Origin of the sequence: Pseudomonas sp. PS02302, assembly GCF_029959585.1 — a bacterium.
Taxonomy (GTDB): domain Bacteria; phylum Pseudomonadota; class Gammaproteobacteria; order Pseudomonadales; family Pseudomonadaceae; genus Chryseomonas; species Chryseomonas aestiva.
Window position 1 is genome coordinate 12087 of record NZ_JASCON010000049.1, and the last position, 26281, is coordinate 38367.

Consider the following 26281-nt stretch of genomic DNA (forward strand, 5'->3'; position numbering starts at 1 on the left):
GGAATCCCGCATGTATAAAGTTGATGGTGAGCGCCTCTGGCAGAGTCTGGCCGCCATGGCCGAGGTCGGCCCGGGCGAGGCCGGGGGCAGCAGTCGCCTGGCCCTGAGCGAAGAAGATCGCCAGGGGCGGGCGTTGTTCAGCCAGTGGTGCGTGGCCGCCGGCCTCGGCCTGACGGTGGACCCCATCGGCAACCTGTTTGCCCGTCGTCCGGGGCTTGATGACCAGGCCACGCCGGTGGTCATGGGCAGCCATCTGGACACCCAACCCAAGGGCGGGCGCTTCGATGGCGTCTATGGCGTGCTCGCCGGGCTGGAGGTGATGCGCAGTCTGAACGACGCGGACATCCAGACCGACCGACCCCTGGAACTCGCCGTCTGGACCAACGAGGAGGGTGCTCGCTTCACGCCGGCCATGCTGGGTTCCGCGGTCTTCACCGGGCAGTTGCCCCTGGCCGAGGCCCTGGCGACCTGCGACCGTGACGGCATCTCCGTGGCCACGAGTCTGGAACGCACCGGCTATGCCGGCGACCAGCCGTTGGGGCGGGCCTTCGATAGCTATCTCGAGGCCCATATCGAGCAGGGCCCGGTGCTCGAAGACGAAGGCCTGGCCGTGGGCGTGGTCACCGGGGGCCAGGCGATCTGCTGGCTCGACGTGTGCGTCCACGGCACCGCGGCCCACGCCGGCACCACCCCCATGGCCAGGCGCCGGGATGCCCTGTTCGGCGTCGGCCGGATGCTGGCGGCGCTGGAGGATCTGGCTTCTCGCTTCGGCGACGGACTGGTCACCGTGGGGCAACTGGACGTGGCGCGCTCCTCGCGCAACACCATTGCCGGCGAGGTGCACTTCACCCTGGACCTGCGTCACCCCCAGGACCAGACCCTGGCAGTGCTGGAAACCGCCGCACGTGAATGCCTGGCCGCCGTGGCCGACGAGCGCGGCTTGTCGCTGGACGTCCAGCGGCACTGGCTGAGCCCTGCTACCCCCTTTGCCGCCGACTATGTCGGCGCCGTGCGCGACGCGGTCCAGGCGCTGGGCTATCCCCACCGCGACATCATCAGCGGCGCCGGTCACGACGCCATCCACCTGGCCAGGCACTGCCCCACGGCGATGATCTTCATCCCCTGTGCCGGCGGGCTGAGCCACAACGAGGCCGAATCGGCCAGTTTCGATGACGTCCGCCGCGGCGCCGACGTCCTGTTCAATGCCGTGCTGGCCCGCGCGGGCCATCAGGAGAGATGACATGAAGACCTTTTTCCATCCCGATCAGCGCCTGCATCATCCGCGCAGCTACCTGTCCCGTGGTCAGATGCGCACCCCCCAGGAGGTGCCGGCCCGCCTCGACGCCCTGCTGGCCGCGGTGGAACGGCTGGGCTATCCCCTCGAACAGCCGGCGGATCACGGCCGCGCGCCACTGCATGCCGTGCACGGCGAGGCCTATGTGACCTACCTGGAGAATGCCTATCGCGACTGGCACCAGGTGCCCGAGGACTGGGGTGACGAGGTGATGTCGAACATCTATGTCCGCGAGAACAACCCGCTGCGTGGCATCCTCGGCCAGACCGCCCGCTACCTGGCGGACGGCAGTTGCCCGATCGGCGCCCAGACCTGGGCCGCCGTCTATGGCTCCGCCCAGAGCGCGGTCGCCGCGGCGCGCTGCGTGCGGGACGGCGCGCCAGCCGCCTATGCCCTCTGTCGCCCACCGGGGCACCATGCCCGCGCCGAGGCGGCCGGTGGCTTCTGCTACCTGAATGGCGCCGCCATCGCGGCCCAGGAGTTGCGCGCGCGCTTCGCTCGGGTCGCCATCCTCGATACCGACATGCACCACGGCCAGGGTATCCAGGAAATCTTCTATGACCGGGACGACGTCTGCTACCTGTCGATCCATGGCGATCCGACCAATTTCTATCCGGTGGTGGCCGGTTTCGCCGATGAACGCGGCAGCGGGCGGGGCGAGGGCTGCAACCTGAATCTGCCGATGCCCCACGGCGCCTCCGAGGCGGACTTCTTCGCCCGGCTGGAGGAAGCCGAGGCGGCGCTGCGGCTGTGGGCGCCGGACGTGCTGGTGCTGTCCCTCGGCTTCGACATCTACGAAAACGATCCGCAGTCCAAGGTGGCGGTGAGTCAGGCGGGATTCGGCGTGCTGGGCGAAAGGATCAAGGCCCTGGGACTGCCCACGGTGATCGTGCAGGAAGGGGGGTACGACCTGGATACCCTGAGCGACAACGCCGAGCGCTTCTTCCGCGGCTTCGACGGTCGCTGAAGCCTGGGCCCCGGCAGCGGTGCCGGGGCCTGGCGGGATCAGGCGAAGACGAAATACTTGCGCACCGTCTCGACCACTTCCCAGGTGCCCTTCATGCCGGGTTCGACGACGAAGATGTCGCCGGCCTTGAGGTGAATGGGTTCCTGGCCATCGGGGGTGATGATGCAGCAGCCCTCCTGGAAGGTTAAACCTGAGTAGAGTCTCAAGAATCGTCACTGAGTGGGGGGCCGCGCTTTACCGGAGTCGCCAGCTTTGAAAGCGAGTGATCGGCCTGGAGCTTCAGAGCGCTGCAGCCCGCGGCGTTATTGCTAGCCAGACGTCAGCCAGGCCTTCTGTGGTCCTTGCTCGCCAGGCTTTGCGAAGTAGTCACCTGCCTGAATCAATGGGTAGACGATCAGGATTCGCGGTCTCTGATGCTGCTAGTGGCCTCGGCCAGGCCTAGCACCCTGGTCAGCCTCGTCTGGATGTCTGTCTGCGGGCTATCGGCGCCGAGCGCGAGGCTGCAGTCCCCGTCGCCGCAGACGACATTGACCGGCCAGCGTCGTCTCATGATTCGGCTTGTTACTACTGAGACCTAGCGTAGTGAGTCACCTGTGGTTTCAGTAGAACAAGCTTGGCTTTATAAGGCCTGTCTCAGACGCACCTATCCGCGGCGCTTGTCACTGTAACTTTCTCTGGACTTCGTCCCTTGCGCGCTCCATAAGCGCCCTGTCTCGCCAAGCGACTCGTGCCTCCCACTCCTCGAGCGGGATCAATGACCGGCGCTGTGCCTCCACTTCGGCAACCAGATCAGACGTCCAAGGATCGTGTTGACCGCGCTCAGCCCCCATTCGAGCGTAGGCCGGGCCCATTTTTAAGGCATGGGACCCGACACCTCCGCGGGTATTGAGATCGACTGTCTCGAAAGGCCCCATGAAGGCCCAGCGCAGTCCAAGGCCATGGCTGACTACCTTGTCGATATCAGCAACACTGCTGACGCCATCGCGCACCAGGCAATAGGCCTCTCTGAGCAGTGCGCCTTGGAGTCGATTGAACACGAAGCCCTCTATCTCCTTTCGCAGTCGGACGGGTGCGAGTCCGACTTCAGCGTACAGCTCCAGGGCTTTATCGACGCACCTAGCATCGGTAAAGGGCGCTGGGACGATCTCGATGACTGGCAGCAGGTACGGCGGGTTGCCTGGATGAGCCACAAGGCATCGGCTGCGACCGGGCAGCGTCTCCGCAAAGCTGGATGCTGTCAGGGCAGATGAGGAACTGGCCAGGACCACACTAGGCTCCGCCAAGTCGTCCAGCTGGCGGAAGAGATCGATCTTGAGCGCGAGTTGTTCTGGGGCACATTCCTGGATCAGAGTAGCGCCAGCGACAGTACTGGCGAGATCGCTGCAGAGCACGACTCGCGCACTTATGACCTCAGGTGTTTCCTGGAGCAATGAGTAGTGGTGCAAGGCTGAACACTTGCTGATGATTTCTTGGCGCGCGACCTTCAGGCGTTCAGCGTCTGGATCGTATAGGCGGACGGCCCAACCCGCCCTGGCGAAAACGATCGCAAAGGCGACGCCGATGCTGCCAGAACCGATAATGCCAGCCACGTGTGCGGATGGATGCATTGCAGAGCTCCTTGTTGTTAGGAAGGTGGGATCAGCTGACTACGTGCAACATGGCGCTGCGGTTTGGTCCGGTGTGCACACGAATAAAGGTGCTGAAGCGAGCGTTGATATCGGGGTCACCGGTATCGACGAAGACCTGACCTCCAGGGAGCTGAGCGACCTTTGTCACGCTGGCGAAAACATGCAGATTTTCAGGGTTGATCAAGGCAAGTACGGCGGCGCTAATCTGTTGGTTACCACGACCGAATAGGCAGCCTTGCCCCCCCGTCAGGCCAACAACCACATGAGCCGGATGTCGCTTGGCCAAGGCCAATAGGTCAAGCTCCTCGGCATCGCGACAGATCAAGGTATGCCCAAGATAAGCATCCACGCCGAGCAGGGTGGCCTTGCCATCAAGGTGTTCTGCCAATGCCTGAACAGTCCTGCCAGGGCCGAGGAAATAGACGCTGTCTGCGCGCATTTGCGAGGCGAACCCTCGTGCCGCCGCGCTGACCGCGAGGTCAGGGTCAGCACCCGTCGCCTTGGCGTTTTGCATATGCCGTGGATCTGAAGGAACTCTGGCGTAGCCGTGGAGGCGAGTGCTGATCCGATCGCTACGGATCGCTTGCTCGTCGATATCGAGTAATTCGGCCTCGCGGATCGTTACGGTGCCATTGGCGCACTGGTGAACGAGATCGCCCGCGTGTTCCGGGGTACGGGCGAACACGCCAGAGTACATTTTCACCCCACATGGAATACCTAGGATCAGGCTCGGGGTTTCGCACAGGGCTGCAACCACATCGCGCGCCGTACCATCTCCCCCACCAAATAAGATCAGCTCGACTCCCTCTGACCGCAATGCTCGGCAGGCCTCAGAACTGTCAGCCCCGGTGTGCGTTGCTGATGGGGTAGCAATCACCGTTGCCTCGATGCCTGCTGCGCGACAGGCGTACTCACCCATCTCACCAGCAACGGTAAACAGCCTCGTGTTACTGCCCTTCATGCGCATCAGGGCACGAATGCATCTGTCTGCTGCCCGTGGCTGAGCGCCACGCTCAAGCGCCAGGTCGACGATCTCTATCCCATCGCTACCTTTCAGGGCGACAGAGCCTCCCAGCCCCGCGTATGGATTGATTACCAGACCGACCTTCATCGTCATCGATGTGCGCCTATGGATCATTGACCGGTTGCTAGCCTTCTCGATGCGACGTAGATTGTGCGCAATGCCAACTAAAGTTCGCATGCGGCCCATATTGGGCCTGGAGGAAAAATGAGTCAAGCCAGTCCAGCACACCCGTTTATGGCCAACGCGGTACCGGAAATAAAACAGCAGATGCTGGATTTCCTTGGGGTCAGCAGTATTGAAGCGCTTTTCGAGCAAATCCCGCATGCTCATCGGCTGCAGGCTTTACCCGAACTTATGGGCGCTATGCGTTCAGAAATTTCACTCGGCAGACACTTGCGAGAGACGCTCGGCCGGAACCGTCACTGCGCCGATACCCTCAGCTTTCTGGGCGGTGGTTGCTGGCAGCATCACGTGCCAGCCATTTGCGGTGAAATTGCCGGACGGAGCGAGTTTTTGACCTCAGTGTGGGGGACCCCGTCTTCCGACCAGGGGCGTTGCCAGGCCTGGTTTGAATTCAGTAGCCAGCTGGGTGAGCTTGTAGGGTGTGAATACGTGGGACTTCCGGTTTACAGCTGGGGGTGCGCGGCAGGAAACGCCTTACGCATGGCTTCACGCTTGAACCAGCGCACTACGATTTTGCTACCCGAGGTCATTGATCCTGAGCGTCTGGCCGTGATCCGAAACTACTGCGAGCCGGACATGGCCAACGAGCTCATCCTTGAATTCATCGCAGCTGACCCCGCTACCGGTGCCATGGACCTGCAAGACCTCCAGGACAAACTCGGCAAGCATGTCGCAGCCGTGTATCTGGAGGTTCCTAGCTATTTCGGCCTTATCGACGGTGGCGCGTCTAGGATCGGGGACCTGGTGCATGCGGCTGGCGCCGAATTCGTAGTGGGAGTAGATCCGTTGTCTCTGGGTGTGCTTGCCGCACCCCCCGAATACGGCGCCGACATCGTCGTTGGTACCATTCAGCCATTGGGCATCCCCATGTACGGCGGTGGGGGATTGGGCGGCTTCATCGCCACTCGTGACGAAGAGCGTTATGCCCGCGAGTACCCGACGCTACTAATCAGTGCGACCAGTACGGCGCGAGAAGGGGAGGTGGGTTTCGGCCTTTCCCTGGCCGAGCAATCTTCCTATGGACTGCGAGAAAACGGTAAGGACTGGACGGGTAATTCCGTATACCTATGGGCCATCGCCAATGCCGTCTACATGTCGTTGATGGGCCCGCAGGGCTTTGTCGATGTAGGCGAATTGATCTTCGCTCAAGCCCACCTGGCGTCACGCCGCGTAGCGGAATTGCCCGGCGTGACGATTCGTTATGGCGATAACTTCTTCAAGGAGTTCGTGATCGATTTCAGCGCTAGCGGCCAGAGCGTTGCGGCGATCAACGAGGGTCTGTTGGCTCAAGGCATTTTCGGCGGACATGACCTGAGTCGGGAGTTTCCGGCTCAGGGTCAATGCGCGCTGTATTGCGTGACCGAATTGCACCAGGCCGCCGACATCGATCGCTTAGTTGAAGCCCTTCGCGAGGTACTCAAGCATGACTGACTCTGTAAAGCTGCGTCGGTACCAGGGGGCGGTGTGGGACGAGCCCGTCGTGATGACACTGTCCCGTCCGGGGCGTCGCGGCGTCCTGTTTCCTCGTGCAGATGCTCCGGGCGATATGAGCGCTATTCCACCAGGTATGCGCCGCAACATAGCTCCGGCGTTACCAGAGATGTCCGAGCCTGACGTGCTGCGTCACTACCTGCATCTCTCACAACAGACCCTTGGCATGATGGGTATCTCGTTGTTCGGGACGTGCACCATGAAATACAACGCACGGGTCAACGAAGCTATCACTGCCCGTGATGAGGTGGCTCAATTGCACCCTCGTCAGCCGGATACGACGCTGCAAGGGTCACTGAAGATCATGCACGACCTCGATCTTAATTTGAGGGCGTTGTCAGGCATGGACCGCTTTGTGTTTCAGGCCGCCGGCGGTGCAGACGCGGCCTTTCTACATGTGTGTGTGACCCGCGCCTATCATGCGGCACGGGGTGAGCTTGACACGCGAGACGAGATCATCACCTCGATCCAGTCCCACCCCTGTAATCCCGCAACCGCCGCGACCGCGGGTTTCAAGATCATCACTCTGCCACTCGGCCCCAACGGCTATCCGTCGCTTGACTCCCTCAAAGCTGCTGTCTCGCCGCGCACAGCAGCGCTGATGATCAACAATCCGGATGACATGGGCATCTACAACCCAGAAATCACCGAGTGGGTGAAGGTTGTGAAAGCAGTAGGAGGCCTTTGCTTCTACGACCACGCGAATTTCAATGGCGTGATGAGCAAGATCAGAGCTCGGGACCTGGGCTTTGATGCGTGCATGTTCATGCTCCACAAGACCTTCGGCGCACCTAAAGGCGGCGGCGGCCCTGCGGTTGGGGCATACGGATGCAGCGAGGCGCTGATTCCCTATCTACCAGGCCCCTTGCTGGTAGAAGAGGAGGGCAGGTATAGCCTGCAGCCGGGTATCGAGGGAAGTATCGGCCGTGTCCGTGAGTTTTTCGGCAACCTTCCACAAATGATCAAGGCCTATGCATGGGTGCGAGCCATGGGGATAGATGGAATCGCTGAGGCGTCTGATCTGTCTGTGCTGGCCAATAACTACATGGGGCAGAAACTGAGCCAGATTCGGGGCGTTACTTGTTCACACCCTCATATCAAGGCATGGCGTCTGGAGATGACACGCTACAGTCTCGAGGTCTTGGAGCAGGAGACAGGGGTTAGCGCGTACGACGTGCAAAATCGCATGGTGGACTACGGTGTTGATGCGTTCTGGCTCGCGCATGAGCCTTGGATCATCCCGCAGCCGTTCACGCCGGAGGCAGGAGAGATGTGGTCTAAAGAAGACATTGACTACTGGATCGCTGTTCTGGCCAAGGTGTGCCAGGAAGCCTATGACGACCCTGAATTAGTGCGCACGGCCCCCCACAACCATGTCATTGGACGTCTCGACACCGGTCCGCTTGAGGATCCGGCCCGCTGGGCAACAACGTGGCGTGCTTACCAGCGTAAACACCCTCAGCCTCAATGAGGTACTGCCGGCGATGCGTACAGCATCGCCGGCTGCCACACCTCAGCCTTTCCAGTGACCTTCTGCGTGCAGTTGCTTGAAAACCTTGTTCACGGCTCGGCGTGCTCGGGCGACCATTTCGGCGACCTCTTCTTCGCTGATTACAAATGGCGGCGAGAAGGAAATTGAATCCCCTTGGGGTAAAGCCCGCGTGATCAGACCTTCTTCCAGCGCGGCTTTTGCAATACGAGGTGCTACCTTCAAGGAAGGATCGAAGGCGGTTGCCGGATCGCGTGCAGCCACGAACTCCACTGCGCCCATCAAGCCTACTCCACGGATGTCACCCACGGCCGGATGGTCCGCAAACGTCTCCCGCAGTAACCGGTGCATAAGATCGCCCCGTGCGCCGGCCTGCGCTACCAGGTTCTCTTCCTCAATAATTCGCAGGTTGGTCAAGGCGACTGCGGCCGCCAAGGGATGTGCGCTATAGGTGTAGCCGTGAGCGAAGGTGCCGTACCGCTCACCGCCCAGGAGCAGTCCTTGCCAGATCTTCTCAGACACGATGCATGCCGATAACGGAACGTAGGCTGAGGTGATGCCTTTGGCGACGGTGATCAGGTCTGGACGCATGCCCATTTTTTCGCTGCCGAATTGGGTACCCAACCGCCCAAATCCACAGATCACTTCATCGGCAATCAGAAGCACATCGTACCTATCGAGCACCGCTTGGATCTCTTGGTAGTAGCCGGCAGGGGGTACGATCACTCCGCCTGCGCCCATGACCGGCTCCATGATCATGGCGGCAACAGTCTCTGGTCCTTCAGCAAGAATAAGGGTTTCGAGGTCGGCAGCGAGGCGTGCCGCGAATGCGGCGTCACTCTGCCCGGGTTCAGCTTGCCATAGACGGTGAGGCGCCGTGGTATGGCGAATGAACGGCAGTGGTAGGTCAAATCCGGCGTGCATGCCTGGTAATCCGGTCAGCCCCGCAGCGACGACCGTGACTCCGTGATAGCCGCGATTACGAGCGATGATTTTCTTTTTCTGCGGCAGCCCGCGAGCATTGTTGTAGTACCAGACAAGCTTTACCTGGGTGTCATTGGCATCGGAGCCCGAGTTACCGAAGAACACCTTCGACATGGGTACTGGCGACATCTGGATCAACTTTTCGGCAAGCAAGATCGGTGTATCGGTCGCCATCGAAGAGAACGAATGGTAGTAGGGCAGGCGCAGCGCCTGCGCATGCAGCGTATCCGCGATCTCCCTGCGGCCATAGCCCACGTTGACGCACCACAGCCCTGCCATGGAGTCGATGTAGCGGCGTCCCGCCGTATCTTCTAGCCATACTCCCTGCCCCTTCGTCATCACCAAAGGGCCGTTGCGCTCATGCTCGGCAAGGGCGGTAAAGGGGTGCAGTGCGTAGCGCCGGTCTAGGTCATGCAGATCGGTAGACGACATCAGCGAATCCATGGGTTCTCCTAAACGACTGCGTTTTTTGGTTGATAAAATGTGCGCACTGCGGTGATATGGGCGTAGCGCGAACATAAATGTAGCACCAGAAAACCCGATGGAGAAAAAAATCATGCTGGACCTGAAAGATCCTTCGCTGCTCAAGCAGGCAATCTTCATCAACGGAGCGTGGTCCGTTCCGCAGGCCTGTGACTGGATTGAGGTCGGTAATCCCAGTACTGGCGAACTGGTCGGGCGTGTACCGAAGGCGGGTCGCAAGGAAACTGCCGAGGCTATCGAAGGCGCCGAAGACGCCTTCAGAGCGTGGGCTGCCCGGCCAGCGGTCGAGCGGGCAAGAGTGGTCAAGCGGTGGTACGACTTGATTGTGGAAAACGCCGATGATCTCGCCCTTATTCTCACCGCAGAGCAGGGCAAGCCGCTGGCAGAGGCTAAAGGTGAAATTCTCTATGGTGCGGCATTTTTCGAATGGTTTGCCGAGGAGGCAAAGCGCGTTTATGGAGAGGTCCTGCCCGCCGCTCAACCAGGACAAAGGCTAGTGGTACTGCGTCAGCCTATCGGCGTGTGTGCAGCAATCACGCCTTGGAATTTTCCAATGGCGATGATTCCCCGTAAGGCAGGTCCCGCCATCGCTGCGGGGTGCAGCATGGTTCTCAAGCCTGCCAGTGCCACCCCGTTTTCGGCCTTGGCGCTTGCCGAGCTGGGTCGGCGCGCGGGTCTTCCAGCCGGCGTATTCAGCGTGGTTACTGGCGCCGCAGGTGAAGTGGGCGATGAGTTATCCACTCACCCGCTGGTGCGCAAAGTCACCTTCACAGGCTCGACAGAGGTAGGTCGTTCGCTGATGGCAAAAGCTGCGGGGACGATCAAGAAGGTTGCATTGGAGCTGGGTGGTAATGCGCCTCTGATTGTCTTCGATGATGCGGATATCGACGTTGCAGTCGCCGGCGCTATGGCCTCCAAATTTCGCAACATGGGCCAGACGTGCGTCTGTGCAAATCGTATCTATGTACAGAGTGCTATCCACGACCTATTCGTCGAACGCTTTGCGCAGGCAGTCGCGGCCTTGAAGGTGGGCGACGGACAGCTGCCTGGTGTACAGCAGGGACCACTGATCGATGAGGCGGCGGTGCTCAAAGTGCAGGAGCACATCGAAGACGCCCTGGCACTGGGCGCCCGGGTAATTACAGGTGGTAAGCGTCACGCCCTTGGCCAGACCTTCTTCGAGCCTACTGTACTCGCCAACGTCACGGCCGAGATGCGCATCGCGGTAGAGGAAACGTTTGGCCCTGTAGCCCCTGTCTTCCGTTTTGATACTGAAGAGGAAGTCATAGCGGCTGCCAATGACACTGAGTTTGGCCTGGCGGCCTACTTCTTTACACGAGACAACGCACGCGTCTGGCGAGTGAGCGAGGCGCTTGAAGTGGGAATAGTAGGGGTCAATACCGGGGCGACATCCTATGAAGGCGCGCCGTTCGGTGGCGTCAAGTCTTCAGGCATAGGACGTGAAGGCTCGCACCATGCCATCGAGGAATTCACTGAGCTAAAATACGTATGCGTGGCACAGGTGAGCTGATATCCTTCGGCTCAAACATCTGTGCGCTAGTCGCACAGAATTTACTCACCATGGTGCTTTATGATGCTCGACTCTGAATCCTCCATTGATGACCTGGAAAGCCGTGATCGTGATTACATCGGCTCCTTCGCTCGCGGCCTCGAGGTTATCAAGACGTTCACCCGACATGCGCCCCGGCGCACGCTGAGTGAGGTGGCGGAGGCCAGTGGCATGAGTCGAGCGACTGCGCGGCGCTTTCTGCTGACCCTCGTGCGCGAAGGCTATGCCGAAAGCGATGGCAAATACTTCAGCCTAAAGCCAAAGATCCTCGAAATCGGGTTTTCGGCGCTGTCATCGATGAACATCTGGGACGTCGCGCAGCCGATTATGAGCGCTCTATCGGATCGTCTGCAGGAGTCCTGCTTTGCCGCGGTTCTCGATGGCGATTCGGTGATCTACGTAGCCCGAGCGAACTCAACGCGCGTAGTCAACATCAGCATTTCAATTGGTAGCCGCTCTCCTGCTCATAGCGTATCCACTGGGCGAGTACTCCTCGCTGCGCTACCGGAATCAGAGCTGCAGGACTATCTCGATAAGGCGACCTTGACTAAATTTACACAGCACACCGTGACCTCCAAGGTGAAGCTGCGTGAGTTGATCAATGAAACCCGACTGCGAGGCTGGTCCATCGTCGATCAGGAACTGGAAATCAGCTTGCGCTCGATTTCGGTACCCATCCGAGATCGTGATGGACGGGTGGTGGCTGCACTCAACGTGCCCTGTCCAACCGAACGCGTCACCTTGCAGGACATGAGTACACGAATCCTGAGCGAGCTGCTGGAGGCCTCGAAGAACATCACACAGGCTCTTCAGGGCTAACGCTAGCCGAAATGCCGAGCGCCTTGATATCGAATCAAGGCGCTTTTTTTTGCCCAAATTCTGCTGAGGCTATCAAGGCAGCGAAAATAAAATGGCGCACATTAGTTTGCAATGCGCACATTTGTGGAGTAGGTTAGCAAGACATCGAAAACAATAACACTTCAAACGATGGAGCATCACTGATGCACCTAGCGCTGTCAGCACCTTCGATCCGAGGCTGCTACTCGATTGTCCTCCCGCCTTTTAGGCACTGCCCCGACGCTGAAAAGTTACGGGAGCGTCGCGCCACCCTTTCCTAATTCAGCAGATCGCCTCGGCGATCCGATCCTCTCGTCAGCACGTGCCTAGGCATGCTCGGCGCACGTGCCTTTTTTGTGGAGTCCTCAATGTTCAGCCTTGAAGGAAAGACGTTGCTTGTTACTGGCGCATCCAAAGGTATCGGCGCTGCGATAGCTACAGCCTTGGGTGATGCTGGTGCCCGGGTGATCGCCCACTACGGTAGCGATCGCGATGGGGCCGAAAAGGCGCTCTCCCGTGTTGCGCAAGCCAACAAGCTCTTTGTGCAAGCCGACCTGCATGACCTGGCCTCGGTCGAGAGACTGTGGGACGAGGCGGAGGCCTGGCAGGGACGCATTGATGGCTTTATCAACAATGCGGCGATCATGCGCTGGCATGGTGGATTCGCCAGTGACGATGCAACCTGGGACGCTGTTTGGGATGAAACGCTCAGTGTGAATGTGCTTGCGCCCGCGCGCTTGATCAGGCGCGCGGTCAAGCATTTTCAAGTAGCAGGCGGTGGGATCCTGATTTCCATTTCCAGCTGGGCAGCGCAGCGCGGCGTGACAAATCCGGACACCCTCGCCTATGCCGCATCGAAGGCTGCCGTGCGTTCGATGACCCAAACAGTGGCGCGAGCCTATGCAAAACAAGGAATCCTGGCCTACATCGTCGCGCCAGGCGTCGTGCGCACCCAGATGTCGGAATCCTTTGCTCAGACACAGGGCGGCGAGGAGGGTGTGACAGCGCAACTGGCCATGGGTGAGTGGGTGCCGCCGGATGACATTGCAGCGTTGGTTGCCTTCCTGGCGAGTGGCCGATCACGGCATCTGAGCGGCGCGACACTGGATGTAAATGGAGCCAGCTACATCCGCTGACTCTGTAAAAAGTGTGCGCTATGGTAAAAAATGTTCGTATGGCGAATAAATAAATTGACACGGTGATGCCGAAGCCAGACATTGATAGTCCAGCTGGTGCTGGCATCGCCGGTCATCCCTATAAGGAGTCTCACATGCGGAAATTGAAAGCGGTCATTCTTTCACTGGCGGTCGTGGTGGCAGGCGCTGCCGGTGCCGTGCAGGCGCGCAGTCTCGATGCAATCATCCAGAGCGGTACGTTGAGAGTTGGCGTCAATCCGAACTTTCCGCCCATGAGCTCTTACAACGATAAGAACGAGATGGTCGGTTTTGATATTGATGCCGCCAATGAAATCGCGCGGAATCTCAACGTTAAAGTCGAATTCGTCCCGACCGAGAGCGCCCAGCGCGTCCCGTTTCTGCAGTCGGATCGGATCGATATTTCGCTCGGCGCACTCACGCGAAACTCCGAGCGCGCAAAGCTGATCGACTTCACTGTGCCCTTGCACACTGAGTCCATGGCCGTGCTGACGACTGAAAAGCTCAAGGTCGATAACTGGAAGCAGCTCGATAGCCCTGACGTAAAGCTGGTCAACATGCGCGGCAATTGGTCGGTGGACTATCTCAAGAAGGAGCTACCTAAAGCCAACGTCCTGCTCGTCGAAACCATCGCTGACACCGTACGCGCTGTTGCTCAGGGACGCGGCGACGCCATCGTTGAAAACATCGACTTTTTCATGAACTTCACCAAGAACTACCCGGACGTGAAGTGGAAAGTGCTCAAAGATCCTATTTCCGTAGGGTATGACTGCATTGGTGTAGCCAAGAACAGCACCGGTTTGAAGGACTATCTGAACGTGGTGCTGTACGAAATGCACAGCAGCGGCTTCATCAACGCTACCTGGCAAAAAGCATACGGCGCACCAATGCTCGTACCTGTAGCCGCCAGCCCGTATTTCTAATCCTCCGCAGTTCTCGTGTACAGCACCCAGGCTGTGCACGAGGCCGCCAAATAGATGGATAGACTCGTGGACTACACCTTTCAATTCTCCAATGTGATTCAGAACCTGCCCTATCTCTTGAAGGGCGCACTGTTCACTCTGGAAATCGCCTTCGTGTCGTTCTGGCTTGGCGCGGCAATCGGTTTGGCCGGTGCCATGGCGAAGTTACATGGCGGTCGGCTGTTGCGTGCCCTGGTCAGCATCTACATCACGCTGTTTACCAACACCCCTGCGCTGGTTCAGATCTTCTTTCTGTTCTACGCCTTGCCTGACGTCGGCATCGTGCTGGAACCCATGACTGCGGTGCTGATAGGTCTGACTCTCAACTCGGGCGCCTACCTTACGGACATCTTGCGCTCTGGCGTCGAGTCCGTGCGAAAAGCGGAGATTGAAACCGCGGTCACGCTAGGCATGTCGGGCCTACAGACAGTGCGTTACGTGATCCTGCCGCACATCGCCAAGACCATCTATGCGCCGCTCTGTAACTTCTTCATATGGTTGGTGCTAGGCAGTTCGATCGGTGCGATCTTCGGCGTCGAGGAGCTTACTGGCCGGGCCATCAACATCTCCACAGTCAACTTGCGAACCATAGAAACCTTCTCGGTAGTGGCGGCGATCTACGTGGCCTTGACGTTTATCGCGTCGATCGCTTTGGGGCTTGTCGGCCGTCATCTGTTCCGCGCGAAAATCAAGGTGTTCTGATGCTCGATCTCATCATTTCCCAAGCTCCGCGCTTCTTCACCTGGTACACCTTGGTCTTCGTTCTTGAAGCCATGGGCCGTACCCTGATGATGACGGTGATCGGTTGCTCAGTGGGCGCCATATGCGGTTTCGTCATCACCGTGATTCGTAGCACCAAGAGCCATTGGCTGATGCCATTGCGCTTGCTGGTGACGATCTATGTCGAGGTGTTCCGGCGCATTCCGTTCCTGGTCATTCTTTTTATCGTGATGTATGCCTCCCAGGGCTTGGGCTCCAACATCTCGCTTTCAGCCATTGCTACCGTGTCGATCTGCCTAGTGGCCACTGCATTTCTCTCGGAGATCATTCGGGCAGGTCTTGAGTCGGTACCTAGGCAACAGCTCGAGGCGGCCCATGTGATGAACTTCGGCTTCAGCCGTACGCTGTTCATGGTCCTGCTGCCGCAATCCTGGAAGGTCATCCTGCCGCCGGCTTTCGCTTTCATGGTCATGTTCATCAAGGACACCTCACTTGCTTCGCAGATGGGCGTAGTCGAGTTGACGTTCACGGGCAAGGTGCTGATGAACCGAGGCTTCTCACCGTTCCTGGTGTACGGCGTGATTCTCGCTGCCTACTTCGCCCTGTCCTACCCGCTCAGTAAATGTGGCGCTTATCTGGAGAAACGTCTTGGCTCACCTCAACGTCGTAAATCTGTCGAGCGCGTACGCGCACATTCCGGTCCTGCAAAACGTGAGCTTGTCGGTTGACCGTGGCGAGGTCATTAGCCTGATCGGACCGTCCGGCTCCGGCAAGAGCACTCTGCTGCGCGTACTGATGGGGTTGCTGCCGCCAACGTCTGGACAGGTGCTGATTGACGAGGCTCCTTTGGACTACAAGTCGAAGAGCAGCCTGCGTGCCGCTCGAGACAAGATGGCCATCGTCTTTCAGCAGTACAACCTGTTCCAGAACATGGATGTGCTTCGCAACGTGACCGTTGCTCCGACGAAGATCAAAAAACGGCCCCAGGCAGAGGTTGAAAAGGAAGCCAAAGCGCTGCTGAACAAGGTTGGTCTTGGCGAGAAGTATCACGCCTATCCAGATGAATTATCCGGCGGCCAACAACAGCGTGTAGCTATTGCGCGTGCGTTAGCACTTCGACCCCAGATCCTGTTGTTGGATGAGGTAACGGCTGCGCTGGACCCGGAGCTCGTCAATGAGGTCCTCGACACGGTTCGCGGATTGGCCAAGGAAGGCATCACGATGCTGTTGGTTTCTCACGAAATGTCGTTCGTGCGCGAAGTGTCGACGCGCATCGTGATGATGGATAAGGGGCAAGTCGTGGAAGTGGGAACGCCCCAGCAGGTCTTTGAAGCACCCGTGGAAGCACGCACCCGAGAGTTCGTGGGCAAGATTCTGCGTCACTGAGTCTGCACATCAGAGATGGCCGTTGGAGAGTTTGGCATGACTGAGATTGCAATCACCTTCGAAGGTAAAGAGTTCAAAGCCCGTGTAGGTGAGTCTTTGGCAGCGACGCTGATTGCAGGCGGTGTACGACATTTCCGCGAAACCCGTAACGGGGCATGCCGAGGTATTTTCTGCGGCATGGGCGTTTGTCAGGAGTGTCTTGTTGAAGTCGATGGCAAGCCGAATCAGCGTGCCTGCATGACCAAGGTGGTCGCGCCAGTCGATGTCAGACGTACTCTCAGCCATGCGGTTCTACCCCTTGAGGGGGTTCAGACCCCGCCGATCACACCTATGGAAATTCGAACGGCGGATGTCCTCGTCGTAGGTGCTGGACCAGGAGGCTTGTCAGCGGCACTTGCTGCCCGTGAGGCAGGGGCCAGCGTGGTGGTCTTGGATGAGCGCAGCCTACCTGGCGGCCAGTATTACAAGCAGCTCAGTGTGACAGGCTCGGATATTGCGCCGCCGGATCGGCAGCATCGACACGGCGCTGAACTCATCGCCCAAGTACGCAAAGCGGGTGTTGAGCTGATCGGTGACGCCTTGGTTTGGGGCGCTTTTGAACCTGGTGAGTACGGTGTTGCAGTGGGTGGTCACACCCAGCGCTGGAAACCACGGGCAACGATTATTGCCACCGGCGCCTATGAGCGTGGCTGGCAGGTGCCAGGTTGGACGCTGCCGGGCGTAATGACGACCGGCGCGGCTCAGACGCTATGGCGGACGGCTCGCAGATTACCTGGGCGACGAGTGCTTATTGCAGGCAACGGGCCCCTCAATTTGCAACTGGCATCCGAGCTGCAGGCGGGTGGAGCCACCGTGGTGGCTGTAGTCGAAGCGGCACCGGAACCAAGCCTGGCGATGTTGCCGAGCCTGCTGCATATGGCGGTCTCTGCGCCCGGCTTGGTAAAGGATGGGCTACGTTACCGTTGGACGCTATATCGAGGTGGCGGACGAATGATTCACCGCGCCTTGGTGTCAGGCATCGAAGCTCAAGGTGAGTCGCTCCAGGTCAGTCTCTGTACTCCCCAAGGTCAGGCGTTGGCTGAGCGCTTCGAGGTGGATTGCGTCTGCCTAGGCTATGGATTCGAACCGGCCAACGAACTGTTACGGGCCTTGGGCTGTAGCCACGATTACGACTCGGCACGCAGGCAGTTGGTGACTCGTCGCGATTTAAGCGGCCAGACAGATATAGCCGGCGTCTTTGCCCTGGGCGACTGCACCGGTTTGGGCGGAGCGAAGGTCGCTCTGGCAGAAGGGCGCCTCGTAGGTCTGGAAGCAGCAACAGCCTGTGGTTATCAACTCGGTCGTGAACTGCTCGAAAGCCGCCAGAAAGCCCAGGCAACGCTCGGGCGTCAGCAGCGCTTTCAGAAAGCGCTATGGACGTTGTATCAGGCAGATGCCCGGCCCCAAGGCATTGATGCCGCAGCAGTGGATGCAAATCTTGTATGCCGCTGCGAAGAGGTCAGCTTTGCCACGCTGCAAAACGCCTTGGACGCCGGTATCAGCACTGTCGGCGCCATCAAGCGTCACACGCGCATCGGCATGGGACGTTGCCAGGGGCGGTACTGCGCCGCGGCACTGGATGAACGTGTCTGTGAAATTACAGGATCTGTGCGCTCGGAGATGTCCGGATTTGCACCGCGCCTACCAGTCAAGCCAGTGACGGTAGCGGAGCTCGCCGGAGCCTTGGTAAAGCCAGAAATCAGCTAACCGCGAACATAAGTTCGATTTAGAAAGCGTCGTGTTTAGGGCGTTCGGATTCGGCTGCGCCGAATAAGGCGGAGCACCTCGGAATGGCCAGAAAAGATCGGCTGTAACACCAAAAAATGCGGGCGCATCCTGCGCCTGCGCACATCTGTACGACAGTTGGAGATCGCTATGAGTAAGGAATTTCGCGGCAGCTACGGCGTTACCGTTACACCCTTTACCGCTGACGGTAGCCAGATCGACTACCAGGCATTAGCGGCATTTATCGAGTGGCAGATCGAATCTGGATCGCCTGGCATCATCATTCTCGGTACCACCGGTGAGTTCCTGACCATCTCCGACGACGAGCGCGCCGAATACATCGAAACCACAGTGAAATTGGTCAATGGTCGCATTGATGTGTTGGTAGGCACCATGAATGCCTACACCCCCAATGCGGTGCGTTATAGCCGTGAGGCTGAGGCACTCGGCGCTGACGGTTTCATGATCGCGCCACCGTATTACTACACCCCGACCGAAGACGAGATCTTCAATTATTACCGAGCGATTTCCGAGGCAACCTCGTTGCCAATCATGCTGTACAACAATCCGGTCACGACCAACGTCGACATGTCGGCAGCGTTGGTTGCCCGCATGACCAAAGCCTTCGACAACGTCCGCTACATCAAGGAAGCCAGCATGGATGTCGGTCGCATCTATGACATCGTCGAGGGCACGGAAGGGGTCATGAATGTGTTCGCCGGTGAACGTCCTGTGGAGAGCTTCCTGCTGGGTGCGGTGGGATACGTAAACCCATACGCCAACTACATTCCTCGTGCATCAACCCGCATGTGGGAGGCGCTTGTGGAGGGCAAGCTACAGGAAGCCGGCAAGATTCAGGCGATGATCAGCAGCTTCGATCACATCATTGCTGAGGGACATCCCACCTATGGGCATCAGTGCTATTCAAAAGCGCTGGCAGCCTCTCAGGGTTACCCGGTAGGCGATGTGCGTGCGCCGCTGACGCAGTTTGCCGACCTGGGTCAGGAGGGTATGGATCGCCGCGCGCGGATCGTCAGCATCCTGGACGACCTCAATAGCTACGTTGCCGCCCAAGCAGCCAAGTAAGTAAGGAGCCGGCATGAACCCTTCCCAGCTATTCACTGCATTCGACTGCCGAGGCGTAAGGTTTCGCAATCGGCTCGTAGTGTCCCCGATGTGCCAGTACCAGGCTACCGAAGGTCTAGTTAACGACTGGCATTACGCGCATCACGCTCGTTTCGCGCTGGGCGGCATAGGAGGGGCATCGCTCGAAGCCACCGCGGTGACGCGTGAAGGGCGTATCAGTCCTGGCTGCCTGGGGATTTGGAGCGACGATCAGATCCTTGGACTTCGGCGGTTGGGGGATCTGTATCACCAGCAAGGCATACCCTTGGGTGTGCAACTGGGTCATGCCGGTCGCAAGGCCAGCTCCGCAGTACCCTGGTTGGGTAGCGGTCCCTTGGGAATGGATAGCGCGACATCAGCTTGGTCGACACTGGCCCCTTCTGCACTGGCGCATAACGCCGGCTGGCCAACTCCCAAGGCAGCAAGCCTTGAAGATATCGAGCAGGTTGTAGCGGCATTCGCCGCGGCAGCCACTCGAGCAGTCGAGGCGGGGCTGGACTTCATCGAAATTCACGGGGCGCATGGTTATCTGATTCATGAGTTCTTCTCGCCTTTGGCTAACAAGCGAGTAGACGCTTATGGGGTTGATTTCGCCGGTCGGGCACGGCTGGCGCTTGAGATCGTGCAAGCCGTACGCAAGGCGATACCCGCTGATATGCCCGTCTGGTATCGCGCTTCCTGTGTTGACGATGACGACCGCGGTATCACGCTAGACGACACGGTCCAGCTTGCGCGCCTGCTAGCGGATGAGGGGGTCGACCTGATGGATTGCTCATCTGGTGGAATTCTTGGCCCAGTGGCTCGTTCTGCGACGGTGGCAACGCCTGGCCATCAAGTGCCTTTCGCGGCGCGCATTCGCGCTGAAGCCAAGGTCGCCACCATGGCTGTGGGGTTGATCACTAACGCGCAACAGGCTGAAGAAGTGATCGCCAGTGGGGCCGCTGATCTTGTGGCATTAGGGCGAGCCCTTCTTGATGATCCAAGCTTCGCTTATCACGCCGCCCTGGAACTGGGTGTGGCGGACGCTCACGATTTGCTACCGCAGGCCCATGGTTTTTTTCTGGCGCGCCGGCAGGCGCGCGCAGAGGAGAAGACCGCATGATCGATCATTTGAAGGTTTTTCCATGGCCGATGTAATCGTTATCGGCGGAGGTCTGGCCGGATGCGCGACAGCCTACTACCTGGCCAAGGATGGGGTCGATGTTCTCGTGCTTGAGCGCAGCGAATTGAATACTCAGGCGTCAGGCTCCAACGCAGGCAGCCTGCATGCGCAGATCCCTCATGATCCTTTCGTAAACAAGGGGCCAGCCTGGGCTCAGCGGTTTGCACCCAGCATCGCGCTGATGGCTCGTTCAATCGAGATGTGGCACGAATTGCCTGGCGAATTGGGGGTCGATCTCGAGGTCTCCACCAAGGGCGGATTGCTGGTAGGGACATCCGAAGAACAGCTGCGTGAAATTGAGGCCAAAGCCTTGCTGGAGCGGAGCCACGGCTTGGAAGTCAGTCTTCTCGACCAGCACGACATCCGCCAGCTCGCACCCTATCTTTCAGACAGGGTAATCGGTGGGGCGTTTTGCCCTATAGAGGGTAAAGCCAGTCCCTTGAAAGCGACCCTGGCCTATGCAGATGCCGCTAGGCGTTTGGGCGTGCATTTTCGCAGGCATTGCGAGGTTTTAGGCGTAGAGCGCGCTCACGACCACTACCGAGTGCTACTCGCGAGTGAGGTTCTGCTTGCTAAACGCGTAGTGAATGCTGCGGGCGCCGATGCCGGCCGCATTGCAGCAATGGTGGGCATACAAACTGATGTCCAGGGATTCGCGATCCAGGTAGCTGTGACTGAGCAGACGGGCCCTTTGATTCCCCACCTGGTCTATTCGGCTGGGGAGAAGCTCACCCTTAAGCAAAATGCGATCGGCTCAGTACTGATCGGGGGAGGGTGGCCAGCACGATGGCATGGCCGAGGGCATCCCGTCACCGATCCGGATTCATTGGCGCAGAACATGGCGCTGGCCTTGCAAACGGTACCTGCGCTGGGGCCACTGCGAGTTATCCGGACATGGGCTGCTGTGGTGAATGGCACCGATGACTGGCGGCCGATTCTGGGTGAGGTACCCAATTCACCGGGTTTCTTTATGAATTTCTTTCCGTGGATGGGTTTCACTGCAGGCCCGATCATCGCTCGGATCATCGCAAGCCTGGTGCAGGACAAACCTGTGCCGCTGGATATCGACTACAGACCGTTCCTTTGTCACTGATGACCGTCGGGAGCTTCCATGCGTGAAGAAGTAGCGCTAATTACCGGCGGCGCAGGGGGCTTGGGCCTTGCGATCGCTGACCGTTTCCGGCAAGCGGGCCTACGTGTCTATTGTGCCGATCTGCCAGGCCAGACCATGGAAGATTCTCCAGACTTCGTGGGTTGCGATGTCACGCGATTGGACGATCTGCACGGTGCGGTAGAGAAGGTTCTCTCGCAGAGTGGACGACTTGATATCTGTGTCGCCAACGCCGGTTGGGTACCTCCATGGCGGAGTACCGGGGAGCTCCAGGTTGATGAGTGGGAAAAGACGCAAGCGATCAACGTTCGTGGCGTAGCTTTCACTCTCGCGGCAGCTGCTGAGGCGTTGAAAGCTAGCCAAGGGGTTGCGCTGCTTATGTCTTCTGTTAACGGGCGATTCGCACATGGTCAGCAGATGGCCTACAGCGCCTCCAAGCACGCCGTGCTCGGTATCATGCGTGCGGCATGTCGAGACCTAGGACCTCATGGGGTACGGGTCAACGCTATAGCACCTGGGCCGGTAGCCACGACAGCGTTGCGCGATAGGGTGGCGGCGCGAACCGGACATGATCGGGAGGCTGAGCGAATGGCGTTGCAATCTATGGCGGATAACAATGCACTTCGACGGCTCGTAACGGCTACGGAAGTCGCAGAAGCCGCATATTTCCTTTGCTCGTCGGCCTCGACGGGCATCACGGGGATAGTCATGCCAGTCGATGCTGGAATCGAGAGTTTTTGAGCTGCTGACCCTTAGAGGCTCCGGTCAGGTTGGCGCTTGAGCGGATGTCTCATGCTTCATGAGCAAGTCGCACCAACCCATGGCACGTTCTGAACCTGGCATACGCTGGCTCGCAGGCTAGGCCCGTTAGCGTTAAACGACAATCTATCCCACGGAAAACCAACATAAGGCTGTGACGGTGCTACAGCCCTAATGAGGTTGAGCTTTTCTGCCCATCCCAAAACATAGCCTCACAGTGGTGAATATGTCGGTTGAGGGTGAAAGCTGTGCACTTACCGACGCTGTGGGCGGGTATGGCTTCGTGAGGATCTGTCTCAGCCTGGAGGTGCGCGCGATCGAAGGCAGCTCATCATGTTGTACGAATCTTGTACGCCGTGCTTTTCGTCGTACAAGCGGGAGATATGACGAGATAACAGAGTCGTTTGGATACCAGGCGCCGCTATGAGATAAGCAAGTGAAAGGCCAAGTTTTGATCGCTGAAGATGAAGAGCTGCTTTTGGACATGCTACGCGAGATTTTCGAAGAGCATGGTTGCGAAGTGGTCTGCTTCGCTACCGCTGACGCTGCGTACGACTATCTGCAGCGCACTGGTCATCGGCTAAACCTGCTTTTTACCGATGTCAAAATGCCTGGCGCGATGACTGGACTAGATCTTGCCTATCAGGCACGACGGCTACAGCCAGACCTTCGGATAGTCATTTCTTCCGGATATTTCGATGGGCCAATTCAGCAGTTGTCCAGAGTGACGCTTCTAGCAAAACCCTAGGAGGTCGACCGGTTGCTTGAAGTATGTGAACTTACCGGCTGAAACGCTTGGTATGTCAGTGATTCTTGATCAACTGGCGATCTCTCATGAGAGGTGCTTCTATTCGTCTGAAAAATGGCCGTACTGGTGATCTTGGCGCTCAAATTGCGTAGGCCGTGTCTCTGATGATTACGCAAGCGAGTCGCGTATCGCTCACCAATGCTTTGTTAAGCCTTCTATTCGGTCGCATTGGCCTCCACGGATCTGCCAGTGTGAAAGTTGCCGCCTCCCCTTTGAACTCACTGACGGACTACAGGGGACGGTTAAGGGCAGCAAGTTGCTGAGCTAGGAAATTCGTATCCTTTGGGGTCATAGATCCATGATCATTTCCAGGCCTGCTTGAATCCTTCATCATGCGAGCCACATGCGCTTTTTCGTAGGGAGCGATTTTGCAGGGTGAGCTTCGAGCGTCTTGACGATACCCGTGCGTACGATCGGATCGCTCATCACCTTGGTCACGGCGGCGCCTACATTTGCTGCTGGCAACGCGTTGAGGTGATTGGCAATCTTCCGATTGAGCAGTATCTGTACTGTTTTGAACATGGGTCGACCTTCATCGAGCATTGCCCTCAGAAAAGATCGAACAACAAAAATGAGAGGGCGACGACGCCCAGCGCGCCTGCCATCAGACAGAAAAGCATCCAACCAACGTAAGCTGTGCTCTTTCTGGACATAGGCACCTCCCGTGCCATTTTCTCAGAACTACTAGAGCTGTGTCCCTAACGGCACATGATCGCCGACATGCTGTGAAATATTTGTCTACACGGGTGCTGGAATGACGGCAATTGGCAGAGGAATTGGTAGATGGTCGCCTTGCACCAGGCTTGTCTCGTCCCGGCTGCAGACAGCAAGCAGCGGATACAACCAGCTCGTTCCGAGGCAATGTCTGGCAGTAGCGCTCGTGGAGCTTTCATAGACGTTCCAACGCAGTTGAGTGACATGCTGCACCACGCGGGCGCATAGCGGGTACGCTCAGGGCAAGTCGAGACTTGACAGATCCGGGCTCTGTAGGAGCTCGCTTGCATCCTCCAGCCGACCTGCCCTCTCATGCAGCACACCGTCTCTTGTACCGAGGGTGCCATCCACACGCATCTACTGGGACGCTACTAACTCCGGTCGCTGACGCTCCGTCAGGATTCGCCAAACCGCCACATTCACCATCCCGAACTCATCCTCTAGCGTTACGAATATCGCGACGCTGGCGGTACCTGGGCGCTGGTGGCAGACGACCAGTCCGGCGGTCCGGGCTGGCCGACCGTCGCGCCGCTCCTTGAGATCACGGAGCTCATCAGGCGCTGGGCGATGAGTTTAGTTCGAAGCAAGGTGAGCTGGCGTGGCCCCTAGGTGGCTGGCAAAGGCTTCGGCCTGGCCGGCATCGCTCTGGGCCTGCCTAGCGCAGCACCCTGCTGGAACGCTTCGCGGCACCGGCGATCGAGGCCTATCTCGAACGCCTGGCCACACGCCCGACCTGGACCTGCTATGCGAATGATGCCACGCCCTGGCAGCGCGCCGGCGTAACCGGCAGTCGCTGTCCTCAGCTCAGGCGAAGACGAAATACTTGCGCACCGTCTCGACCACTTCCCAGGTGCCCTTCATGCCGGGTTCGACGACGAAGATGTCGCCGGCCTTGAGGTGAATGGGTTCCTGGCCATCGGGGGTGATGATGCAGTAGCCCTCCTGGAAGTGGCAGTACTCCCACTTCACGTAGTCGACGCGCCACTTGCCGGGGGTGCAGATCCAGGTGCCCATGATCTTGCTGCCGTCATCGGAGGTGTAGGCATTGAGGTTGACGGTATGGGGTTCACCCTCGATGCGCTCCCATTTGCAGGCATCGACCACGGGCAGGGGTTGGGTGTCGCGCAGAACGGTGATGGGCGGGTTGGCCATGGCGGCTCTCCTGGTGATGGAAGCCGCCAAGGGTGAGGGGTCGCCCCGGACCGGAGTTGTCCAGGGTCGACATCCAGCGGTGCGTTTGCGCTGTTCGAGCGACTAGCGTTCCACCTGCCGGTTCCAGCGGGCGTTCCACTGCGGCCGTACCTTGTTGACCTCGTCCCAGTCGATGGTCACGGCGGTCTTCAGGTAGTTCTGCATGGCGTCCACCTGGCCGCGGGTCTTGTCGGTGGTGGGGGTGTTGGGATTGGACGGGATCTGGTCGCCCAGTTCCAGCGCCGGCGCCTGGGCTTCGGGCGTCAGCAGGTATTCCGCCAGCTGCTGGGCCAGCTCCGGCTGGTCGTTGTTGGCGGTCACGCATTCGGCGACGTTGAGCACCACGGCGCCTTCCTTGGGCGGCGCGTATTCCACCGGGATGCCCTTGAGCTTGAGCGCGGTGACCTGGGTGGGCGTGAGCGGGAACAGCGCCGCCTCGTCGGTCTGCACCATCTCCGAGAGCTTGGCCGAACTGGGGATGTACTCCAGCACATTGGGGCCGACGGTGGTGGGCCAGGCCTTGAAGCCGGGGTCGACGTCCTGCTCGGTGCCGCCCTTGAGTCGGTTGAACATCAGGAAGCCGTGCAGGCCGAAGGTGGACGAGGACAGCGACTGGAACACCACCTTGCCCTTGTACTTGGGATCGGCGAGATCCGCCCAGGAGGTCGGCGCCGCCCAGCCTTTTTCCTTGAACAGCCGGCTGTTGTAGGCAAGCCCTGTCACGCCCAGGCTGACGGCGGCCGCCTGGTCCTTGATCTTGGCCTTGTCAGGGATCTGCGCCAGGCTCGCGCTGGGCTTGAGCGGGCTGCACAGATTCATCCCGATGGCGCGGTACATGATGCCGTCGTCGAGAAACATCACGTGGATCGGCGGCTTCTGCGGACTGGCCTGGACCTTGGCGAGGATGTCCGCCGAGGTGCCGGGCACGATCACCACCTTGACGTTGTGCGCCTTCTCGAAGGCGGGCAGCACGCTGTCGGCATAGAGGCGCTCCATGGTGCCGCCGTTCATGCCGAGGTAGAGCGTCGGTTCGGCCACGGCGGCCAGGGGCAGGCCGGCGAGGGCCACGAGCAGGGCGGGGGTCAGGCGCATGATTGGGAACTCCTGGGCTGGGAAGGGAAACGGGCGATGGAAAAGGCTTGCAGGCTGTGCCGGGGGGCGCCCTGCAGGATGCACTCGGCCAGGGCTTCGCCAGCCGCCGGCCCGATCTGGAAGCCCGCGCCGGCAAAGCCGAAGCCGTGCAGCAGGCCGGGGGTGGTAAGACTGGGGCCGAGTACCGGCTGGTGATCCGGCAGATAGCCCTCGACGCCGCTCCAGGTGCGGATCGCCTGGGCGCCGGTGAGGGCCGGATAGAGTTCGGCGGCGTTCCTGAGGATGTCGAGGATGGCCAGCTGGCCGGGGCGGGCGCGGTCGGCGTCCAGTGCGAAACCGCGCCCCCCGCCCAGCACGCCATTTCCGCGCGCCACCTGGCGGGC

24 protein-coding genes and 1 pseudogene are annotated in these 26281 nt (G+C 59.3%); 17 read left to right on the forward strand and 8 right to left on the reverse strand.

All coding sequences use genetic code 11. From position 1 onward, the window contains the following. Positions 1 to 10 precede the first annotated feature (10 nt). The gene (locus QMX82_RS16485; RefSeq protein ID WP_282285530.1) at positions 11 to 1240 is read left to right on the forward strand and encodes a Zn-dependent hydrolase; all 1230 of its coding nucleotides are present in this window, start codon (positions 11 to 13) and stop codon (positions 1238 to 1240) included. Position 1241: 1 nt separating this feature from the next. Continuing rightward, positions 1242 to 2261 (forward strand): histone deacetylase family protein, encoded by a 1020-nt coding sequence (locus tag QMX82_RS16490; RefSeq protein ID WP_208692128.1) that lies wholly within the window; start codon positions 1242 to 1244, stop codon positions 2259 to 2261. Positions 2262 to 2299: 38 nt separating this feature from the next. Here QMX82_RS16490 and QMX82_RS16495 read toward each other — a convergent pair. From QMX82_RS16495 to QMX82_RS16505, 3 genes and pseudogenes are all read right to left on the reverse strand, one after another. Further along, positions 2300 to 2443, reverse strand: a pseudogene (locus QMX82_RS16495) (cupin domain-containing protein); the annotation flags it as partial. Positions 2444 to 2920: 477 nt separating this feature from the next. After that, entirely contained in the window at positions 2921 to 3868 is a 948-nt protein-coding gene (locus tag QMX82_RS16500; RefSeq protein WP_282285534.1) for a 3-hydroxyacyl-CoA dehydrogenase, read from the reverse strand. Between the two features lie 31 nt (positions 3869 to 3899). Beyond that, a complete protein-coding gene (locus QMX82_RS16505; RefSeq protein ID WP_282285536.1) occupies positions 3900 to 5006 on the reverse strand; it encodes an ATP-NAD kinase family protein in 1107 nt (368 codons plus the stop codon). 111 nt (positions 5007 to 5117) lie between these two features. Between QMX82_RS16505 and gcvPA the strand changes: the two genes are divergently transcribed. Next, positions 5118 to 6527 carry an aminomethyl-transferring glycine dehydrogenase subunit GcvPA gene (gene gcvPA, locus QMX82_RS16510; RefSeq protein ID WP_208692125.1) on the forward strand — a complete coding sequence of 470 codons (1410 nt, stop codon included), beginning with the start codon at positions 5118 to 5120 and terminating at the stop codon, positions 6525 to 6527. Continuing rightward, a complete protein-coding gene (gene gcvPB, locus QMX82_RS16515) occupies positions 6520 to 8058 on the forward strand; it encodes an aminomethyl-transferring glycine dehydrogenase subunit GcvPB (protein WP_208692124.1) in 1539 nt (512 codons plus the stop codon). Before gcvPA ends, gcvPB begins: the two co-directional genes overlap by 8 nt. A 42-nt stretch (positions 8059 to 8100) precedes the next feature. Here gcvPB and QMX82_RS16520 read toward each other — a convergent pair whose 3' ends face one another. Further along, positions 8101 to 9504, reverse strand: coding sequence for an aminotransferase (locus tag QMX82_RS16520; protein ID WP_261793885.1), 1404 nt, complete (start codon positions 9502 to 9504; stop codon positions 8101 to 8103). A 115-nt stretch (positions 9505 to 9619) separates the two neighbouring features. Here QMX82_RS16520 and QMX82_RS16525 point away from each other — a divergent pair, with 115 nt between their 5' ends. The 13 genes from QMX82_RS16525 (at position 9620) to QMX82_RS16585 (ending at position 22841) form a co-directional block, all read left to right on the forward strand. Beyond that, the gene (locus QMX82_RS16525; RefSeq protein ID WP_261794024.1) at positions 9620 to 11074 is read left to right on the forward strand and encodes an NAD-dependent succinate-semialdehyde dehydrogenase; all 1455 of its coding nucleotides are present in this window, start codon (positions 9620 to 9622) and stop codon (positions 11072 to 11074) included. A 63-nt stretch (positions 11075 to 11137) separates the two neighbouring features. After that, positions 11138 to 11932 (forward strand): IclR family transcriptional regulator domain-containing protein, encoded by a 795-nt coding sequence (locus tag QMX82_RS16530; protein WP_208692123.1) that lies wholly within the window; start codon positions 11138 to 11140, stop codon positions 11930 to 11932. Between the two features lie 386 nt (positions 11933 to 12318). Beyond that, complete coding sequence (locus QMX82_RS16535; RefSeq protein WP_208692122.1) at positions 12319 to 13086, forward strand: SDR family NAD(P)-dependent oxidoreductase; 768 nt, start codon at positions 12319 to 12321, stop codon at positions 13084 to 13086. A 134-nt stretch (positions 13087 to 13220) separates the two neighbouring features. Then, positions 13221 to 14027, forward strand: a complete 807-nt coding sequence (locus QMX82_RS16540; RefSeq protein WP_208692121.1) for a transporter substrate-binding domain-containing protein — start codon at positions 13221 to 13223, stop codon at positions 14025 to 14027. A 66-nt stretch (positions 14028 to 14093) separates the two neighbouring features. Further along, on the forward strand, positions 14094 to 14768 hold the full coding sequence (locus QMX82_RS16545) for an amino acid ABC transporter permease (RefSeq protein ID WP_222613560.1): 675 nt from the start codon (positions 14094 to 14096) through the stop codon (positions 14766 to 14768). After that, complete coding sequence (locus QMX82_RS16550; protein ID WP_208692119.1) at positions 14768 to 15514, forward strand: amino acid ABC transporter permease; 747 nt, start codon at positions 14768 to 14770, stop codon at positions 15512 to 15514. The genes QMX82_RS16545 and QMX82_RS16550 overlap by 1 nt, the downstream gene beginning before the upstream one ends. Next, positions 15498 to 16172, forward strand: a complete 675-nt coding sequence (locus QMX82_RS16555; protein ID WP_282285549.1) for an amino acid ABC transporter ATP-binding protein — start codon at positions 15498 to 15500, stop codon at positions 16170 to 16172. The genes QMX82_RS16550 and QMX82_RS16555 overlap by 17 nt, the downstream gene beginning before the upstream one ends. Before the next feature lie 36 nt (positions 16173 to 16208). Continuing rightward, entirely contained in the window at positions 16209 to 17918 is a 1710-nt protein-coding gene (locus QMX82_RS16560) for an FAD-dependent oxidoreductase (protein ID WP_208692117.1), read from the forward strand. Between the two features lie 168 nt (positions 17919 to 18086). Then, a complete protein-coding gene (locus QMX82_RS16565) occupies positions 18087 to 19022 on the forward strand; it encodes a dihydrodipicolinate synthase family protein (protein ID WP_208692116.1) in 936 nt (311 codons plus the stop codon). Between the two features lie 13 nt (positions 19023 to 19035). Continuing rightward, complete coding sequence (locus QMX82_RS16570) at positions 19036 to 20163, forward strand: NADH:flavin oxidoreductase/NADH oxidase (protein WP_282285552.1); 1128 nt, start codon at positions 19036 to 19038, stop codon at positions 20161 to 20163. Positions 20164 to 20185: 22 nt separating this feature from the next. Continuing rightward, positions 20186 to 21316 (forward strand): NAD(P)/FAD-dependent oxidoreductase, encoded by a 1131-nt coding sequence (locus QMX82_RS16575; protein WP_282285554.1) that lies wholly within the window; start codon positions 20186 to 20188, stop codon positions 21314 to 21316. 18 nt (positions 21317 to 21334) lie between these two features. After that, on the forward strand, positions 21335 to 22075 hold the full coding sequence (locus QMX82_RS16580; RefSeq protein WP_282285557.1) for an SDR family oxidoreductase: 741 nt from the start codon (positions 21335 to 21337) through the stop codon (positions 22073 to 22075). Positions 22076 to 22529: 454 nt separating this feature from the next. Then, entirely contained in the window at positions 22530 to 22841 is a 312-nt protein-coding gene (locus tag QMX82_RS16585) for a response regulator (protein ID WP_282285559.1), read from the forward strand. Between the two features lie 390 nt (positions 22842 to 23231). Here the strand turns inward: QMX82_RS16585 and QMX82_RS16590 are convergent, their stop codons facing one another. The 4 genes from QMX82_RS16590 to QMX82_RS16605 all read right to left on the reverse strand — a co-directional run. Further along, positions 23232 to 23423, reverse strand: coding sequence for a hypothetical protein (locus QMX82_RS16590; RefSeq protein WP_282285560.1), 192 nt, complete (start codon positions 23421 to 23423; stop codon positions 23232 to 23234). A 996-nt stretch (positions 23424 to 24419) separates the two neighbouring features. Further along, positions 24420 to 24767, reverse strand: coding sequence for a cupin domain-containing protein (locus QMX82_RS16595; protein WP_007160512.1), 348 nt, complete (start codon positions 24765 to 24767; stop codon positions 24420 to 24422). A 102-nt stretch (positions 24768 to 24869) separates the two neighbouring features. After that, the gene (locus tag QMX82_RS16600; RefSeq protein ID WP_059315658.1) at positions 24870 to 25898 is read right to left on the reverse strand and encodes an ABC transporter substrate-binding protein; all 1029 of its coding nucleotides are present in this window, start codon (positions 25896 to 25898) and stop codon (positions 24870 to 24872) included. After that, a partial coding sequence (locus QMX82_RS16605; protein ID WP_282285568.1) for an NAD(P)/FAD-dependent oxidoreductase occupies positions 25889 to 26281 on the reverse strand: 393 nt, incomplete at its 5' end. The genes QMX82_RS16600 and QMX82_RS16605, both read right to left, overlap by 10 nt.

Excerpts from the sequence above, each read along its gene's own strand:
- QMX82_RS16485 (WP_282285530.1), top strand. The coding sequence starts at position 11 with ATGTATAAAGTTGATGGTGAGCGCCTCTGGCAGAGTCTGGCCGCCATG.
- QMX82_RS16490 (WP_208692128.1), top strand. The coding sequence starts at position 1,242 with ATGAAGACCTTTTTCCATCCCGATCAGCGCCTGCATCATCCGCGCAGC.
- QMX82_RS16500 (WP_282285534.1), bottom strand. The coding sequence starts at position 3,868 with ATGCATCCATCCGCACACGTGGCTGGCATTATCGGTTCTGGCAGCATC.
- QMX82_RS16505 (WP_282285536.1), bottom strand. The coding sequence starts at position 5,006 with ATGACGATGAAGGTCGGTCTGGTAATCAATCCATACGCGGGGCTGGGA.
- gcvPA (WP_208692125.1), top strand. The coding sequence starts at position 5,118 with ATGAGTCAAGCCAGTCCAGCACACCCGTTTATGGCCAACGCGGTACCG.
- gcvPB (WP_208692124.1), top strand. The coding sequence starts at position 6,520 with ATGACTGACTCTGTAAAGCTGCGTCGGTACCAGGGGGCGGTGTGGGAC.
- QMX82_RS16520 (WP_261793885.1), bottom strand. The coding sequence starts at position 9,504 with ATGGATTCGCTGATGTCGTCTACCGATCTGCATGACCTAGACCGGCGC.
- QMX82_RS16530 (WP_208692123.1), top strand. The coding sequence starts at position 11,138 with ATGCTCGACTCTGAATCCTCCATTGATGACCTGGAAAGCCGTGATCGT.
- QMX82_RS16535 (WP_208692122.1), top strand. The coding sequence starts at position 12,319 with ATGTTCAGCCTTGAAGGAAAGACGTTGCTTGTTACTGGCGCATCCAAA.
- QMX82_RS16540 (WP_208692121.1), top strand. The coding sequence starts at position 13,221 with ATGCGGAAATTGAAAGCGGTCATTCTTTCACTGGCGGTCGTGGTGGCA.
- QMX82_RS16550 (WP_208692119.1), top strand. The coding sequence starts at position 14,768 with ATGCTCGATCTCATCATTTCCCAAGCTCCGCGCTTCTTCACCTGGTAC.
- QMX82_RS16560 (WP_208692117.1), top strand. The coding sequence starts at position 16,209 with ATGACTGAGATTGCAATCACCTTCGAAGGTAAAGAGTTCAAAGCCCGT.
- QMX82_RS16565 (WP_208692116.1), top strand. The coding sequence starts at position 18,087 with ATGAGTAAGGAATTTCGCGGCAGCTACGGCGTTACCGTTACACCCTTT.
- QMX82_RS16570 (WP_282285552.1), top strand. The coding sequence starts at position 19,036 with ATGAACCCTTCCCAGCTATTCACTGCATTCGACTGCCGAGGCGTAAGG.
- QMX82_RS16575 (WP_282285554.1), top strand. The coding sequence starts at position 20,186 with ATGGCCGATGTAATCGTTATCGGCGGAGGTCTGGCCGGATGCGCGACA.
- QMX82_RS16580 (WP_282285557.1), top strand. The coding sequence starts at position 21,335 with ATGCGTGAAGAAGTAGCGCTAATTACCGGCGGCGCAGGGGGCTTGGGC.
- QMX82_RS16590 (WP_282285560.1), bottom strand. The coding sequence starts at position 23,423 with ATGTTCAAAACAGTACAGATACTGCTCAATCGGAAGATTGCCAATCAC.
- QMX82_RS16595 (WP_007160512.1), bottom strand. The coding sequence starts at position 24,767 with ATGGCCAACCCGCCCATCACCGTTCTGCGCGACACCCAACCCCTGCCC.
- QMX82_RS16600 (WP_059315658.1), bottom strand. The coding sequence starts at position 25,898 with ATGCGCCTGACCCCCGCCCTGCTCGTGGCCCTCGCCGGCCTGCCCCTG.